This window comes from Albidovulum marisflavi (assembly GCF_025751435.1).
GTDB classification, from domain to species: domain Bacteria; phylum Pseudomonadota; class Alphaproteobacteria; order Rhodobacterales; family Rhodobacteraceae; genus Albidovulum; species Albidovulum marisflavi.
Map to the genome: position 1 here is coordinate 378142 of NZ_JAOWKY010000001.1, position 14390 is coordinate 392531.

The window sequence follows — 14390 nt, forward strand, 5'->3', positions numbered from 1 at the left end:
CCATGCAGACGCCACCCCTGATGACCGATCTCGCCGCCCTGGCCCGCAATCGTGTCCGCGCCCAGCGGCAAGGCGCGGAACTATTCCTGCAGGAGGAAGCCGCGGATGAGATCAAGGAAAGGCTGGCCGAGGTTAACAGGACGTTTACGAAGCCGCTGATCGTGAGCGGCTTCGGCGAGCCATGGCAAAGCCTTTGGCCAGAGGCGCGGCGGATCGACGATACCGATTTGCTGGATGCCGAACCCGGCGCACACGACCTGGTGATCCATGCCTTCGGGCTGCACTGGTCCAACGATCCTGTCGGCCAGCTGGTTCAGTGCAGGCGGGCACTGGTTCCCGACGGCCTGTTCATGGCCGTCATGTTCGGCGGCCGGAGCCTTGCCGAATTGCGCGCCGCGCTTGCCGAAGCTGAGAGCCGTCAGAGCGGTGGTCTGTCCCTGCGTGTCCTTCCCATGGCCGAGATCCGCGACCTTGGAGGGCTTTTGCAGCGCGCGGGATTCGCCCTGCCGGTTGCCGATTCGGCAATCAAGACCGTCACCTACCGTACGGCGTTCCACCTGGTCTCTGACCTGCGCGCGATGGGCGAGGGCAACGCGCTTGCCGCGCGAAGCCGGCGCTGGCCGGGGCGCGATCTCTTTCCCGAGGCGGCGCATGTCTATGCGAAGAACTTTCCCGCAGAAGACGGCCGCATTCGCGCGACCTTCGAAATGATCTTCTTGACGGGTTGGGCGCCGGACGAAAGCCAGCAGAAACCCCTGCGTCCTGGAAGCGCCGCACGGCGGCTGGCCGACGCGCTGGGCGCACCGCGCGACATATCGGGCAAGAGGATTTGACGCCGCTGCAAAAGCGACTATCTCCGACCCTGAGGGATAGGAAGGGAACCCGATGACCGCGACTTTCGACCGGCCCGGAGAAGGCCGACTGACCCATGCACCCAAGGATCACCCACCTCAGCCGCGCCGCCGGATCGGCGTGCTGGTCGCGAACCTTGGAACACCCGACAACTACGACTATTGGTCGATGCGGCGCTACCTGAGCGAATTCCTTTCGGATCGCCGCGTGATCGACTTTCCCGCGTGGAAATGGCAGCCGCTGCTGCAACTCGTGATCCTGTCGAAGCGGCCCTTCACTTCGGGAGCAAACTACAAGTCGATCTGGAATCACGAGGCGGGGGAAAGCCCGCTTATGACGATTACCAAGGCCCAGGTCGCGAAACTGCGCAACGCGGTCGCGGACCGTTTCGGCGCGGACGTGATGGTCGAATTCTGCATGCGCTACGGCAACCCTTCGACGGAAAGCGTCGTGCGCAAGATGGTTGATGCGGGGTGTGAGCAGCTTCTGTTCCTGCCTCTCTATCCACAATATGCAGGGGCAACCTCGGCCACGGCCAACGACCAGTTGTTTCGTGCGCTGATGAAGGAAAAGCGCCAGCCTGCAGTGCGCGTGGCGCCGGAATACTTCGATCACCCGCTTTACATCGACGCACTGGCGAAGTCGGTCGAGCGGGTCTACGCCGGTCTTGACCATCGCCCGGATGTTCTGGTGGCCTCCTATCACGGGATGCCGAAGCGCTACCTGCTGGAGGGCGACCCCTATCACTGCCAGTGCCAGAAGACCTCGCGCCTATTGCGCGAAAGGCTGGGTTGGGAAGCCGGTGCGATCGACACGACCTTCCAATCCGTCTTCGGACGGGAAGAGTGGCTTCGCCCCTACACAGTCGAACATGTGGCGGAGCTGGCCAAGGCCGGAAAGAAGCGAATCGCTGTGATTTCGCCCGCCTTTTCCGCGGACTGCATTGAAACGCTGGAGGAAATTCAGGGCGAGATTCGCGAAGCCTTCGAACACGCGGGCGGCGAGAGCTTCACCTACGTCCCCTGCCTGAACGACGACGATGCGCATATCGGAGCGCTGATGGCGGTCGTGGGAGACAACCTTGCGGGCTGGGTCTGACAAAAGAAAAAGAGCGGTGGAAAACCACCGCTCTTTCCCTGATCGGTATCCCGATTAGTTCGAAGCCGCAGCGGCGACGAGCACCAGGAGCAGCAGCGGAACAACGATGCCAGCGGACGACGAGGAAGCTTCCTCGACAACCGGAGCCGGTTCCATGATCGGTTCAGCCATGCCGCCGGCGAAAGCGGAGGTCGCGGCGACCGAGAGAGCAGCAGCAAGCGCAAGCTTTTTCATTTGAAAGTCTCCAAGTTTACCCGGCACAGTTTTCGTGAGGAATGCCCGGGCATTCATTCAGTACCTCGCGGACCCAAATATTGCGAACCCGCCGAATTTTTGCAACGCCCCTCATGCATTAGACACAAAGGTTTCGGGGCTGTCGTCAAATAAGCAACACCTGCGTCCCGATTTTGGTCAGACCGTAAAGTTCCGCTATGTGCTCATTGTAGAGCCCGACGCAGCCATTCGACGAACGCCGCCCGATCTTGCGCGTGTCGTGGGTGCCGTGGATCCTGTAATACTCCCACGATAGATAGAGCGCGTGGGTCCCCAGCGGGTTGTCGGGACCTGGTCCGACATACTCCGGCCACTCGGGATTGCGTTCGCGCATCGCGGGCGTCGGGCGCCATTCGGGGCCGACGACCTTGCGTACGATCTGGGTGCGGCCGCGCCGCGTCAGGTCTTCGGTCAGCGGCACGCTGGTTGGGAAAAGTCGATAGATCGTCTGATCCTCGGACCAGAAATGCAGCGCCCGTGACGTGATGTCCACGAGGACCGCGCCGCCCTTCGTGTTTTCGAAATACGGCCGCCAGTCCAGCGCACGGAAGCTGGATATGTTGCGGCGGAAGTTCGAGGACGGGTCCGCTTCGTATTCGGTCGTCTCGGCGCCGAACTGCGCGCGGACGGGGGTGGCTGCCAAGGCGCCCAAAGCGGCCGCGGCACCGATGAAACTGCGTCGATCAAGCCTGCCAAGCTTATCGGAGCTCATGTCTGTCTCCATGGTGGTTGGGCGCCGAAGGGGCGCCAGGATGCGCGGAACCTACTCCTGCTTTCGGTTTTCGGCAACTCACGCCGCCGTCAGGCGTCAACTTCCCGCCGATGGCCGCAGTTGGCGTTTGAAGCGCCGCTGCAGAGCCTGTAAAGGAAGGGGCTGCAAAACCAGGGAACAACCCAGAGATGATACGTCAAATCGGTCTTGTCGCAGTCGCGATCCTGTCTCTTGCGGCCTGCGTGACAGAGCCTGCGCAGCTTGGCCCCGACGGCAAGCCGTTGCCGAAGCTTTATGTCATCAAGCCCTCGGATACGTCGCGTGTGACCTATTCGATGGTCGACTCCGTCAACACCTTGCGTGCCGCTGCCGGCGCGCCGCCCCTGGTGCTGAGCGCTGAACTGACCGCTGCCGCCGCGACCCATTCGCGCGACATGGCGGTGCAGAACCGTCCCTGGCACTTCGGTTCTGACGGCTCTTCGCCGGTCGAACGGGTGCGCCGCACGGGCTATCCCGGAAACCTGCTGGGCGAGAACATATCCGAGACATATGAAACCGAGCTGGAGACACTGTCGGCGTGGATGGACGTTCCCGACACCCGCGCCGTGATCCTTGATCCCGCGGCCCGGCGGGTCGGATTCGCCTGGTATCAAGAGCCAAGCGGAAAGCTCTGGTGGACCTTGGTGACTGGCGACTAAGTCACTGGAAAGGCGGCCTTTTGGCCGCCTGTTTTCATGGCGCGATGTAAATCGGCGTGCCGGTGCGGACCATCGAGTAAACCTCCTCGATCTCGTCATCGGTCAGTGCGATGCACCCGGCCGTCCAGTCCGGGTTGGTTCCCCTGTTCTTGCCAGCGCGGCCATGGATGAAGATGTCACCGCCGGGCGGCTTGCCGAGTGCCTTGGCCTCGACGAGGTCCTGTTCATTCGGGTAGGAGATGCCCAGGGACAGGTGATAGGCCGAATTCGGGTTGCGGCGATCGACATGATAGGCGCCCTCGGGCGTCTTCATGTCGCCTTCGACCTTCTTGTCGCCGACCGGGTTTCCGCCCAACGCGACCGCGTATTTCTTCAGCGGCCGCTCGCCGTTCAGAAGGTACATGGTCCGCTTTTCCTTGAGCACGAGGATCTGCGTGACCTCGGGTCCGTCGTATTTGCGAAACTTCGACTTTTCGCACGCGGACAGCATCATCGCCGCAACGATTGCCAGTCCTGCTCCTATGGGTTTCATCGCCTGTCCTGCCGCAGATGTTTTCCCGCGTGATACACGCGTACGGGCGCGTCGGGAAGTGCGCAGTTTTCCGCCTAGGCGGACTTTGGCGAATGTGAAAGGCGCGCGACAAGTTCGACGTGGGGCGACCAGCGAAACTGATCCACGACTTCGATCCAGTCGATCGTGTAGCCAGCGTCGGCCATGATTCGCGCGTCATGGGCAAAGGTGACGGGGTTGCAGGACACTGCCGCGACCACCGGCACGCCCGACGCCGCGAGCTGGGCGAACTGTGCTTCGGCCCCGGCGCGGGGCGGGTCGATGACGACAGCATCGAAGCCGGCCAGCTCATCGGGTGTCAGCGGTCTGCGGAACAGGTCGCGGGATTCGGCCGTGAGTTGGCGCAGGTTCGCCGCGCGCCGCCAGGCGGCATCGAGCGCTGTAATAGCGGAACGCTCACCTTCGGCTGCGTGAACCTCGCATCGTTCCAGAATCGGCAGGGTGAATGTGCCCGAGCCCGCGAAAAGGTCGGCCACGCGCCGCGCGGACCCGATCGCTTCGACGACGAACCGGACCAGCGACGCCTCACCTTCGTGGGTCGCCTGAAGGAACCCGCCGGGCGGGGGTGCGACCAGCGTGCGGCCGAAGCGCTGCTCGGCCGGGCGGGCCGCGATGACGGATTCGCCCTCCCATGTCAGGCGCGCGAAATCGGCCCCGCCCGCGATCGCGGCAAGCGCGGAAAACAGGTCTGAGTCCAAGGGCTTACCGCCGGTCACAGCCAGGTCGATGCCACCCTCGGTCAGGGTCGCAGTCATGGAAAGCTCGCCTTTGCGGGATGCCCCGACCGAAGTGACCTCCTCCATCGCGGGAATGGCCCGCAGCAGTTCCGGCCGTAGAAGGCGGCAATCGGGGATCGCGGTGACCGTATCCGAGGCGCGGCCATGGAACCCGACAACCACCCCGTTCTTCGTCCGGCGCCCCGATAGCGTCGCACGGCGCCGCGAACCGGGGGCCGAGGTCGAAATGCCCCGAACCGGTGCGGCAAGGCCCTGTCCCTCCAGTGCCGAACGGACGACCTCCTGCTTCCATCCTGCCAGGAAGGCGTCCGAGGCGTGCATCAGGCTGCAGCCGCCGCAGGCGCGATAATGCGGGCAGTCGGCCCTGACGCGGTCGGGTGAGGGCGCGACGATCCGCGGCGCGGCCACGCGATTGCCTTCGACTGCGCCTTCCACGACCTCGCCGGGAAGGGCGCCGGCGACGAAGACAGGTCCCGGAGCGATCCCGTCCCCGAGATGCCCAAGGCGTTCGACTGTCAGCCTCACTGCGCGGCCTCCTCCTCGGTACCGATGAAGCCGCCGGATTGCCGGTTCCAATAGCGCGCGTAAAGACCGCCGCGGGCCAGAAGACTGTCGTGGCTGCCCTCTTCGACAATTCGGCCACGATCCAGGACGATGATCCGGTCCATCGCCGCAATGGTGGACAGCCGGTGCGCGATCGCAAGAACGGTCTTGCCCTGCATGACGCGGTCCAGCGCATGCTGGATCTGCGCCTCGACCTCGCTGTCGAGCGCGGACGTCGCTTCGTCCAGGACAAGGATCGGCGCGTCCTTCAGGAACGCGCGGGCCAATGCGATCCGCTGCCGCTGTCCGCCCGACAGCCTGACACCGCGCTCGCCCAGCTGCGCGTCGTAGCCCGTCTTGCCCTTGTGGTCGATCAGGTCGCGGATGAACTCGTCAGCCTCGGCGGCCTCGGCGGCGGCGATGACCTCGGCCTCGGTGGCGTCCGGCCGGCCATAAAGGATGTTGTCCCTGGCCGAGCGATTGAACATCGCCGTTTCCTGCGTGACCATCCCGACCTGGCGCCGCAGGCTTTCCTGCGTGACGAACCGAACATCATGGTCGTCAACCATCACACGGCCCTTCTCGGTGTCGTAAAGCCGAAGAAGCAGGGCGACCAGGGTGGATTTCCCGGCACCCGACGCCCCGACGATGCCGATCTTTTCCCCGGGCTGGATCGTCAGGCAGATATCCTCGATCCCTCCGATGCGGCGGCCGTAGGCAAAGCTCACATGGTCGAATGTGATCTTGCCCTGCGACCGGGGAAGCGTCACCGCGCCGGGCGCGTCGGTCAGCGTGTGCGGCGGCGTCAGCGTGCGCATCCCGTCCTCGACCTCGCCCACGTTCGAATAGATGGCCATCAGCGTGAAGCTGACCCAGCCGGTCATCTGCGCGATGCGGATGGCGATCGCGCCCGAGGCCGCGATGTCACCCGCGGTGGCAATGCCCTGCATCCAGAGCATCAGCGTGCCACCCACAAGGATCACCGGCAGTGATCCGGCCAGCGTCATCAGCGCAAGGCGGAACCAGGCCGAGATCACCCCGAATTCCAGCGCGCGTTCGCGGAAGACGCGCATCGCCGACAGCGCGGCGCGGTCCTCGTGTTCCGCATGGGCGAACAGCTTGACCGTCTTGATGTTGGTGATCGTGTCGACCACCTGGCCCGACACCATCGCCCGCGCCCCCGCGCGCGCCGCCGAGTTCACGCGAACCCTCGGTATGAAGAAGCGGATGAGCCCGACGTAGGCGATGATCCAGACGCAAAGCGACACCGCGCCCCAGAAGTCGATCGCCAGCAGGAAGATCGCCGACCCGACAAGAGAGGCAAGCGCGAAGCAGACGGTGTTGATGAACTCGGTCGCGACATCGGTGACGGCGCGCGCGGTCTGCATCTGCTTCTGCGCGATCCGGCCGGCGAAGTCGTTGTCGAAGAAGGTCACGGCCTGTCCCATCGTCCAGCGGTGCAGCCGCGACAGGACAAGCGGCGTCAGGTTCGGGCCCACTGCGATCGAGTTCGCAGCGGAGGACGCGCCAAAGGCAAGCGGTCGCAGCACGACGAAGAAGAAGACGATCCCGGCAAGCAGCCAGATATTGTCGGACAGGAAGTTTTCCGGCCCCGATGCGCTGGCGGCGTCGATCACCTGACCCAGGAAGAAGGCTGTAACAACCTCCATCACCCCGGCGACCGAAGATGCGGCAGCGGCAAGCGCAAGGGTTGGCCAGGACCCCGAAAGGCACCAGCCGAAGAAGCCCAGAAGTCGGTTGGGCGGCGCCCCGTCAGCGGGCGCAAAGGCATCGAACAATGTGGCAAGCTTCATTCCGCCGCCCTTTCGGTATCATCTTCCAGACCGATGAAGCCGCCCGACTGGCGTTCCCAGAAGCGTGCGTAAAGTCCGTTCATTGCCAAAAGCTGGGTGTGTGTGCCCTCTTCTGCAACCCTGCCGTCTTCCAGGACCACGATGCGGTCCATCCGTGCGATGGTCGACAGCCGGTGCGCGATGGCGATGACGGTCTTGCCCTCCATCACGCCGTAAAGCGTGTTCTGGATCACCGCTTCGACCTCGCTGTCGAGCGCCGACGTCGCCTCGTCCAGCACCAGGATCGGCGCATCCTTCAGGATCACGCGCGCCAGCGCGATCCGCTGCCGCTGGCCGCCCGATAGCTTGACGCCGCGTTCACCGACCTGCGCGCCGTAACCGCCACGACCTGCCGGGTCGCGCAGGGATTCAATGAAATCATGCGACTCGGCCCGCTTCGCGGCGTCTATCATATCCGCCTCGGTCGCATCGGGCCGACCGTAGAGGATGTTGTCCCTGACCGAGCGGTGCAGAAGGCTGGTTTCCTGCTGGACCATGCCGATCTGGCGTCGCAGGCTGGCCTGGGTGACCTGGGCGATGTCCTGTCCGTCGATCATGATCGCGCCCGCCTCGGCGTCGTAGAAGCGCAAGAGCAGCTTGACGAGCGTGGACTTTCCCGCGCCCGACCGACCGACGATCCCGACCTTCTCCCCCGGCTGGATCGTCAGGTCGATCGCATCCAGCCCGCCCGAGCCGCGACCGTAATGGTGGCGGAGGCCCCGGATCTCGATCAAGCCCTCGCGGAACTCAAGGTCCCTTGCGCCTAGCCGGTCCACCAGCCCGATCGGCTGGGCGATGGTCTCCATCCCTTCCGCGACGGTTCCCAGGGCCTGAACAAGCGCGGTCGAGGCCCACATGATCCAGTAGGTCATGTTGTTGAGCCTGAGCGCCATCGCCGTGGCGACGGCAACGATCCCGACCGACGCCGCCCCGGAATACCACAGCCAGATCGAAAGCGTCGAAAGCCCGACGATCAGGCCGCCGTTCAAGGCCGTCAGGATGATGTCCATGCGGGTGATGATCCGCATTTCGCGCTGAAGCGCGGTCCGGGCGTTTTCGATCGCCTCGCCGGCATAGGCGATTTCGCGGTCATCATGGGCGAACAGCTTGACCGAGTGGATGTTGGCGTAGCTGTCCACGATGCGCCCCGTCACGGCGGACCGAGCCCCCGAGGCCGCCTGTGCGGCTGGCGCGACCCGCGCGACCGAAACCCGCAACAGGAACAGGTATCCAAGGAACCACAGCACCAGCGGCACCATCAGCCGCGAATCGACCGCGGACAGAAGCGCCACGGATCCGAGGAACGTGGTGAACGCAAAGGCCATGGCGTCCAGAAGCTGGAATGCCGCGTCGCTGGTCGCGGGCGGGGTCTGCATGACGCGGTTGGCGATGCGGCCGGCAAAGTCGTTCTCGAACCAGCCGACGGGCTGGCGCAGGATATGCCGATGCGCCCGCCAACTGACCAGCGTGCGCAGGTTCGGGACGATTGCGTTGTGAAGCAGCGCGACGTCGAGGCCGGCTATGAACGGGCGCAGGCACAGCACGAAGACCGCCGCCGCCGCCAGTTCGATCCAATGGTCAGAGAGCGCGGCGCGCGGATCCTCGGACGCGAGGAAATCGACGATGCGCCCCATGTACCACAGCAGGCCGACCTCGGTCAGGGCAGTCACGATCTTGACCGCCATGGCAAGGACGAAGACCTTGCGGAAGGGGCGTGTGTAGTCCCGCAGAAAGGAAAACAGGCGGCGCGGGGGCGCGTCGGTTTCCTCGTATGCCACGTAGGGATCGACGAGGTTCTCGAAGAACCGGAACATGGAAAAGCCTTTTTGAACTCAGTCCCGTGTATATCTCGCAGAGGGCGAAATGGAAATGTCAGTGCCAAAGAAGCTGGGCCACCGACAGCACGATGAGCCCGGCCATCGAAAGATTGAAGATACGGTGCCGGCTCGGCGAGGTCAGGAAACGTGCGATCGCCTGGCCCGCAAGTACCCAGGTGGCCGATGACATCAGCCCGCCGCCAAGAAAGGTGAGCGTGACGATGAGCGCCGCCAGAACGGGCGCCGAGCCGGTCACGAACTGGGACGTGGCGGCGACCGCCATGGCCCAGGCCTTGGGGTTGATCCATTGGAACGCGGCGGCGGCCGGAAAGCCCATCGGTCCGGCGGACGTGCCGGCCAGGGCGACCCCGCCAGAGATCGCAATCTTCCACGCGATCCACAGCAACAGAAGCGCGCCGCCCCAGCGCAGGGACTCCCGAAGAATTGCGTTGGATTGAAAGATTCCGCCCAGGACCAGCCCGACGATCAGCACCATGGCTGGAAACCCGATCGCGACGCCCAGCATGTGAGGCAGCGTGCGGCGAAAGCCGAAGTTTGCCCCGGACGTGGCCAGCATGGCGTTGTTCGGGCCAGGCGTGAAAAGCGTTCCTGCGGCCAGCGCCACAAGCGCGACAAGGTTTTCAGGTGACATTACAGATTCGCGCGAATGATGGGCGCAAAGTCTTGCCGCCGGGACGCCGCCCTTCAAGACAGCAATTGTTCCCGTGACAATTCAAAGCCGGACGCGATCCAGCGTTCCTCGAGCGCTCGAAGCTTCTCGCCAAGGGCGGGGCCGGAGTATCGGGGCATCAGGTCCCCGGGGCGCACCGGGAAAACCGCGCTGGCACCCTTGGCGACAGCGTCCTCCCAACCGGGCGGCAAGGGCTGCGACATCCCTGCGGACGTGATCATGACGGCATCCCGCGCAACATCCGCGCCGCTTCGATAGGCGATCGTGGCAATGCCTTCACCATCCGACAGCGCGGCCCCAAGCGCCTCGACCCGCCGCGCCTCGGCCCGGGACAACCGAAGCCGCTCGACCGGATCTTCTGCGCCCAGCACCATCAGCCTGCGAATCCAGTCCGGCGCATAAGGAGGTTCCAGATGCACGAGTGGGGCCAGCGCGCGCGCATCGGCCCCCGGCACGACCCGCGACAAAAGCCCCGCAGCCTGCATCGCCGCAACCGCCCGCGAGGGATCGGGCGCCGCCAGAAGACGGCGCATCTCATGCCCGATCCGTTCGCGCGAAAGTGTCTCTATACCAGCCGAATTGGCCGCGCAGGCAGCATAGCCTTCGGGGTCGAGCCCCTCGTCCGGGTCGCCGTACCACGCGTGAAACCGGAAGAACCTGAGAATACGCAGGAAATCCTCCCGGATGCGCTGATCCGCGTCGCCCACGAAGCGCACGCGCCGGGCGTTCAGGTCCGCGAGCCCCCCCATCGGATCGACGATCTGCCCCGAGGCATCCGCGTAAAGTGCGTTCATGGTGAAGTCGCGCCGGGCCGCGTCATCCTCGATCCGGGTAGAATAGGCCACAACAGCCCGCCGCCCGTCGGTTTCCACGTCCCGCCGAAAGGTTGTCACCTCATGCCCGACGCCCTCGGCGACGACGGTGACGGTGCCATGTTCGATGCCGGTCGGAACGGCCTTGAGCCCTGCCGACCTGGACAGGTCGATCACGCGTTGGGGCAGGGCGTCGGTCGATATGTCGATGTCCGCGATCGGTTGCGACAACAGCGCGTTGCGCACGCAGCCGCCGACCAAGAACGCCTGGTGCCCCGCGCCCGTCAGCACCGCAAGCACCTGCCGTACATGCGCCGCCTCGAACCAGTCGCCCGTGATCTTCATGCGTCCATCCGGTCAGCCAACGCGCGCAGGATACGCGCGGTTGCGCCCCAGATGTAATAGGGCCCGTAGGGAACCGTATAGTATCGCCGCCACTCACCGCGCCAGCGCCGCTGCTCGACCCGGTAGTTCTGCGGGTCGGCCAAATGGGCAAGCGGCACCGAAAAGACTTCTTCGACCTCTCCGGCCTCGGGCACGGGCTGGAACGGCTCCAGAATGCGGCCCAGGACCGGGGTCACGGAAAACCCGGTGACGGTTTCATGCGCCTCGGTGGTGCCCATCACGCTCACGTTCGCGCAGGTCAGGCCAATCTCCTCTTCCGCCTCTCGCAGGGCGGCGGCAACCGGGTCAGCGTCGGTGGCGTCGACCTTTCCGCCCGGAAAGGCGATCTGGCCCGGGTGGTTCTTCAGGTGGGATGCGCGCTTGGTCAGCACGATCTCGAGCCCGGCCCGGCCAGCCTGAAACGCCACGAGAACCGCCGCCGGTTTCAGTCTGCGGCCCTCTGGCAGCAGGACACCGGGGTTCAGGTCATAGTCCGACGTCGGCCGTCCCGGCGCTGCGAGAGCGGCCGCAATGCCGGAAAATGGATCAGTCCTCGTCATCCGGACGCTCCTGCGCCTCGAACCCCAGTGTTTCAGGATCGAATTCGTAATGCGCGCCGCAGAACTGGCAGTCGGCCGTCACGATGCCTTCATCGGTCGTCATGTGCGCGATGTCCTTGGACGAGTAGATGGACAGGCTTTGCCGCACCTTGTCGGCCGAGCAGGTGCAGCCGAACTGCACCGCCTGGGCATCGAAAACCCGCGGTCCCTCTTCGTGGAAAAGCCTGATCAGAAGGTCGGTGGGCTGAACCGAGGGGCCGATCAGCTCCAGATCCTCGACCGTATCCAGCAGCAGATTGGCGCGGCTCCAGTTTTCGCCTTCCTCGCCCTCAAGGATATCGGTCGCCGTCAGCAGGCCGCCTTCGCCGGTCGCGTCATCGCGGGCTGCCAGCGGCGAGGCTTTCGGCATGTGCTGCAGCATCACGCCGCCGCCGCGCCAGTGCTCGCCCTGCCCCGGAAGTTGCGACCGCCCGAAAGCCAGCGAAAAGCGCGTCGGCAGCTGTTCCGACTGCGCGAAATAGGTCTCTGCGCAGGAAGAAAGCGATCCGCCGGCGATCGGAGTGATGCCCTGATAGGGCACGCTGCCCGCGCCCTGATCGATCAGGATCGCGAAGTATCCGTTGCCGATCTGGCTGAAGGCATGGCCGTCCGGCACGATCCTTTCGGCGTCGAAGCTGGCCCAACCGCGGATGCGCGCCGCCCCCCCTTCCGTCGCGGGGGCGTAGTAGTCGGTGGCGATGATCCGGATCGGGCCGTCGCCCCTGATCTGCAGGGAAAGCTTCCAGCGCAGCTTGATCGTCTGCCCGATCAGCGCGGTCAGAAGGGCGGCCTCGGCGACAAGGGCCTCGACCGCTGCGGGGTAGTCATGCTGGCGCAGAATCCGTTCCAGAACGCCGTCAAGACGCGCCACGCGTCCCCTGATATCGGAGCGGTCGAGTTGAAATGGAAGGACGGTGTCGTCCCAGACGATCTGCGACAGGCTTGTCATGGGGTTTCCTTTTGGCCGAAGCCTTGGCATACCGCTTCCATATGGGAACGGCAACCTGTGCGCCAAGGGGACGGGCATGATCAGGCGGTTCGGCGAACCGGTTCGCAAGGATCAGAAATACCGCATCCGGCACGGCGTCTATGCTGTCCTGGCGCGGGATGGTGACGTGCTGATCACATACCAGGCAGAGCCCGCGCCCGAGTTCCAGCTTCCTGGCGGCGGAGTCGATCCGGGGGAATCGCCATTGCGCGCCCTTCACCGCGAAGTTTACGAAGAAACCGGCTGGACGATTGCCCAGCCTCGCCGGCTGGGCGCCTTCCGCCGCTTCACCTACATGCCGGAATACGACAAGTGGGCCGAAAAGATATGTACGATCTACATCGCACGCCCGACCCGGCGGCTTGGCCCGCCTACGGAACCCGGTCACCAGGCCCTTTGGGTTCCCGCGAAAGATGCGGCGCGGATCCTGGACAACGAGGGCGACAGGCATTTCCTGGCGCGCGCGTTCGGGGGCGCGGGGCTCTAGGGTCTCCCACGAAACTCGATCAACGCGGCTGAAACGTCATCGGGGAACTCTCCGCCCGAGAAGGCGTCAAGCTGCATCATCAGCGATTGCATGAATGCGTCGCCCTGTCGGCCGCGGCACTGGTGCATCAGACCTGCCAACCCCTCCGCACCCAGCTCGCGGCCGTCCGGATCGGGGGCTTCCGTGATCCCATCGGACATCAGGAAAAGGCGATCCCCTGCGTCCAGTTGCACCTTGATCACCTCATATCTCGCATCGTCGACCAGCCCGATCGGAAAGCCGCCCCTGCCCAGAAACTCGACCTTGCCGCTTGCGCGCTGCACGATGGGATGAGGATGGCCAGCCTGCACCATGCTGACCTGTCCCGTGGCCAGATCGACCTCTGCATAGGCCAGGGTGAAGTAGGTTTCGGTCTTCATCTCGCTCAGGACGATCCTGTTCAGCAGACCTGCCAGTTCGTCCGGCGGGCGTGCCCCGTAGCCTGCGCCGGTCTGGAGCAGGGCAAGGTTCTGCTCGGGCGAGTTTCCCGACATGAACCCCGCGAGCCTGGCGGTCATCAGGGCCGAGGTGATTCCGTGGCCCGAGACGTCGATGGAAAAGACACCGATCCGCGACGCGCTGATCTGGAAAAAACCGACCAGATCGCCGCCCACATGGCCGGAAGGACGCAAGAGCAGCGTCACATCCGCATTGCCGAAACTTCGGAATCGCTCTCGGACCAGGCTTTGCTGGAGCTTTCGCGCCTCGATCAGGTCGCGGTCAATCGAGTCATACAGCGACTGAAGCTGGTCCAACGTGGTCTTCAGCAGCCGATTCTTGTCCTTCAGCTCACGCTCGACCCGCAAAATCCGTTCGCCCGCCGCGATGCGCGCCCGAAGCTCATCCCCGGAAACGGGCTTTGTCAGAAAGTCGTCGGCGCCGATATCCAGACCCAAGGCGACCTCGGCGGTTTCGGTCTTTGAGGTCAGCAGGATGAAGTAGATGTATCCGTCGAACTCAAGTTCTCGCAGCGCTTTGCAGAAGTCGAGTCCGCTCATTCCCGGCATCATCCAGTCCGAGATGACGACATCGGGCGCCTCGCGGCGGCAGATCTCCAGCGCTTCTTCCCCCGATCCGGCTTCGGTCACTCGGTGACCCGAACGCGCGATCTGGCTTGCAAGTATCTTTCGCTGCACACGGCTGTCGTCGACGACCAGGATCCGACGGGCCAAGGCAGCAGGGGAAAGCCCTGCCGGCACACCACGTTGTGCTTTGAACGGTAATGGGTTCACGAAA

At 64.5% G+C, this 14390-nt stretch carries 15 protein-coding genes; 4 read left to right on the plus strand and 11 right to left on the minus strand.

All coding sequences use genetic code 11. The annotated features are described in order from the left end of the window. Positions 1–2: 2 nt before the first annotated feature. Together OEW28_RS01915 and hemH are read left to right on the plus strand one after the other, a co-directional pair. Positions 3–833 carry a methyltransferase domain-containing protein gene (locus OEW28_RS01915; protein WP_263733035.1) on the plus strand — a complete coding sequence of 277 codons (831 nt, stop codon included), beginning with the start codon at positions 3–5 and terminating at the stop codon, positions 831–833. A gap of 52 nt (positions 834–885) precedes the next feature. Then, positions 886–1950, plus strand: a complete 1065-nt coding sequence (gene hemH / locus OEW28_RS01920) for a ferrochelatase (RefSeq protein WP_263733036.1) — start codon at positions 886–888, stop codon at positions 1948–1950. Between the two features lie 54 nt (positions 1951–2004). Here hemH and OEW28_RS01925 read toward each other — a convergent pair whose 3' ends face one another. Further along, entirely contained in the window at positions 2005–2184 is a 180-nt protein-coding gene (locus OEW28_RS01925) for a hypothetical protein (RefSeq protein ID WP_263733037.1), read from the minus strand. 145 nt (positions 2185–2329) lie between these two features. After that, entirely contained in the window at positions 2330–2935 is a 606-nt protein-coding gene (locus OEW28_RS01930; RefSeq protein ID WP_263733038.1) for a L,D-transpeptidase, read from the minus strand. A gap of 188 nt (positions 2936–3123) precedes the next feature. Between OEW28_RS01930 and dalA the strand changes: the two genes are divergently transcribed. After that, the gene (dalA, locus tag OEW28_RS01935; protein WP_263733039.1) at positions 3124–3633 is read left to right on the plus strand and encodes a divisome-associated lipoprotein DalA; all 510 of its coding nucleotides are present in this window, start codon (positions 3124–3126) and stop codon (positions 3631–3633) included. A gap of 34 nt (positions 3634–3667) precedes the next feature. Here dalA and OEW28_RS01940 read toward each other — a convergent pair whose 3' ends face one another. From OEW28_RS01940 to hslO, 8 genes are all read right to left on the minus strand, one after another. After that, positions 3668–4165, minus strand: coding sequence for a L,D-transpeptidase family protein (locus OEW28_RS01940; RefSeq protein ID WP_263733040.1), 498 nt, complete (start codon positions 4163–4165; stop codon positions 3668–3670). A gap of 74 nt (positions 4166–4239) precedes the next feature. Further along, positions 4240–5466 carry a class I SAM-dependent RNA methyltransferase gene (locus tag OEW28_RS01945; protein WP_263733041.1) on the minus strand — a complete coding sequence of 409 codons (1227 nt, stop codon included), beginning with the start codon at positions 5464–5466 and terminating at the stop codon, positions 4240–4242. Next, entirely contained in the window at positions 5463–7298 is a 1836-nt protein-coding gene (locus OEW28_RS01950) for an ABC transporter ATP-binding protein (RefSeq protein ID WP_263733042.1), read from the minus strand. Before OEW28_RS01950 ends, OEW28_RS01945 begins: the two co-directional genes overlap by 4 nt. Then, the gene (locus tag OEW28_RS01955; protein ID WP_263733043.1) at positions 7295–9151 is read right to left on the minus strand and encodes an ABC transporter ATP-binding protein; all 1857 of its coding nucleotides are present in this window, start codon (positions 9149–9151) and stop codon (positions 7295–7297) included. Before OEW28_RS01955 ends, OEW28_RS01950 begins: the two co-directional genes overlap by 4 nt. Before the next feature lie 58 nt (positions 9152–9209). Next, complete coding sequence (locus OEW28_RS01960; protein ID WP_263733044.1) at positions 9210–9806, minus strand: LysE family translocator; 597 nt, start codon at positions 9804–9806, stop codon at positions 9210–9212. A 53-nt stretch (positions 9807–9859) separates the two neighbouring features. Next, the gene (locus OEW28_RS01965) at positions 9860–11002 is read right to left on the minus strand and encodes a CCA tRNA nucleotidyltransferase (RefSeq protein WP_263733045.1); all 1143 of its coding nucleotides are present in this window, start codon (positions 11000–11002) and stop codon (positions 9860–9862) included. Further along, the gene (locus OEW28_RS01970) at positions 10999–11601 is read right to left on the minus strand and encodes a CoA pyrophosphatase (protein ID WP_263733046.1); all 603 of its coding nucleotides are present in this window, start codon (positions 11599–11601) and stop codon (positions 10999–11001) included. Before OEW28_RS01970 ends, OEW28_RS01965 begins: the two co-directional genes overlap by 4 nt. Beyond that, the gene (gene hslO / locus OEW28_RS01975; protein WP_263733047.1) at positions 11588–12589 is read right to left on the minus strand and encodes an Hsp33 family molecular chaperone HslO; all 1002 of its coding nucleotides are present in this window, start codon (positions 12587–12589) and stop codon (positions 11588–11590) included. Before hslO ends, OEW28_RS01970 begins: the two co-directional genes overlap by 14 nt. A gap of 76 nt (positions 12590–12665) precedes the next feature. Here hslO and OEW28_RS01980 point away from each other — a divergent pair, with 76 nt between their 5' ends. Next, positions 12666–13115 (plus strand): NUDIX hydrolase, encoded by a 450-nt coding sequence (locus tag OEW28_RS01980; RefSeq protein WP_263733048.1) that lies wholly within the window; start codon positions 12666–12668, stop codon positions 13113–13115. Here OEW28_RS01980 and OEW28_RS01985 read toward each other — a convergent pair. Beyond that, the gene (locus OEW28_RS01985) at positions 13112–14326 is read right to left on the minus strand and encodes a PP2C family protein-serine/threonine phosphatase (protein ID WP_263733049.1); all 1215 of its coding nucleotides are present in this window, start codon (positions 14324–14326) and stop codon (positions 13112–13114) included. The two genes, OEW28_RS01980 and OEW28_RS01985, sit on opposite strands and share 4 nt — an antisense overlap. Positions 14327–14390 lie beyond the last annotated feature (64 nt).